We start from the raw sequence: 1,188 nt of genomic DNA on the forward strand, positions 1-1,188 counted from the left end.
GGCCCTTATCAACCAAAGACAGCAACTGCTGATTTGACGATGATCCCACCATCCGGACTTCTGCGCAGTTGACGGCCGGTCGCGGCGCGAAAGATTTGCAGCAATTGCAGCGCCGGCGGCACTCGCGACCACATGGTTTTCATGCGTTCCCTGCCATTTCGGGTTTTCCGAACAGCCTGGCCCGTCACAATGCGCTGTGACCAGCGGAAACCGATCTCGTGGAAATACAGGTCGGCGTGCTGCGGGCTGATATGATGAAAGACACCGGCAATTGTGCGGCGGACGCGGGCATTGAAACCTTCGACCGAATTGACATGAACGGCGTCACGAACGTATTCGCGGCTGGAATGCTTCACAGTGTCATGCCTGGCATAGTTCTCGCCAAGGGCTATGAACGCTGTCGCCTCATCGCTCATCAAGTAGGCGTCGGGATCGATCTGCGCTTCGGCGGCGCGCGCCGCTGCACGTAGCGAAAGACCAGTCACCACCGCAGCACGCGCGTCACCGGCCGGAGTGCCGGGTGTGACGTCATCTGGCCGTTGAACGATCACCATGACAGGCGTCTTCTGGGTATTCGGCAGACCTTTTCGGCCTCGTCCAGGCGGTGGATCGCCCGGATTTATTCTTGCTCGCCCACCGAGATAAAAATGGTCGATCTCCACCGTGCCGTCGAGCATGTGTTCGCGCGCCGCCATGAGACGCAGCGCGTGTCCCATCCGCCAGGCCGTCGGTTGGCTCACCCCCAGAGCCTCGGCCAGGCGCACCGAGGACAAACCCTTATCCGACTGCAGCATAAGCCACATGCCCTTCAGCCAGACACTCAAAGGAAGCTTTGTGGAATGCAGAGGCGTGTGTGTCGTCACCGTGAACTGGAACCGGCAATCGCCGTTGGAGCATTGATAGAGACCCGGACGCGCACGCCGCTTGCCCATATCGCGCCCGGCGATTGCGATCGAGCGCTTGTAACCACAGGCAGGGCAAACTCTCCCGGCCGGCCACACCATGCTTTCCAGCAATCGCCGACACTGCTCCTCATCGCGAAAGGCCACGACCATATCTTCCGCGGTCCGAATGTTGGTAAGCGCTGCAAGCATCTCCGACATTCTCGTCTCCTTCTGATCATGCCCGAAGAATCGCATGGTAGCCCTTGAGCATCAAGCTTCTTGCTGTCTTTGGTTGATAAAGGCC

At 59.3% G+C, this 1,188-nt stretch carries 1 protein-coding gene; it reads right to left on the reverse strand.

Annotated features, from left to right (window positions below; all coding sequences use genetic code 11):
• Nucleotides 1–8 precede the first annotated feature (8 nt).
• Nucleotides 9–1,103: an IS1595 family transposase gene (locus tag BKP54_RS34755; RefSeq protein WP_084815715.1), complete on the reverse strand. Its 1,095-nt coding sequence runs from the start codon at nt 1,101–1,103 to the stop codon at nt 9–11.
• Nucleotides 1,104–1,188: the final 85 nt, after the last annotated feature.

Source organism: Ensifer sp. 1H6 (assembly GCF_001976035.1).
GTDB lineage: Bacteria > Pseudomonadota > Alphaproteobacteria > Rhizobiales > Rhizobiaceae > Ensifer > Ensifer canadensis.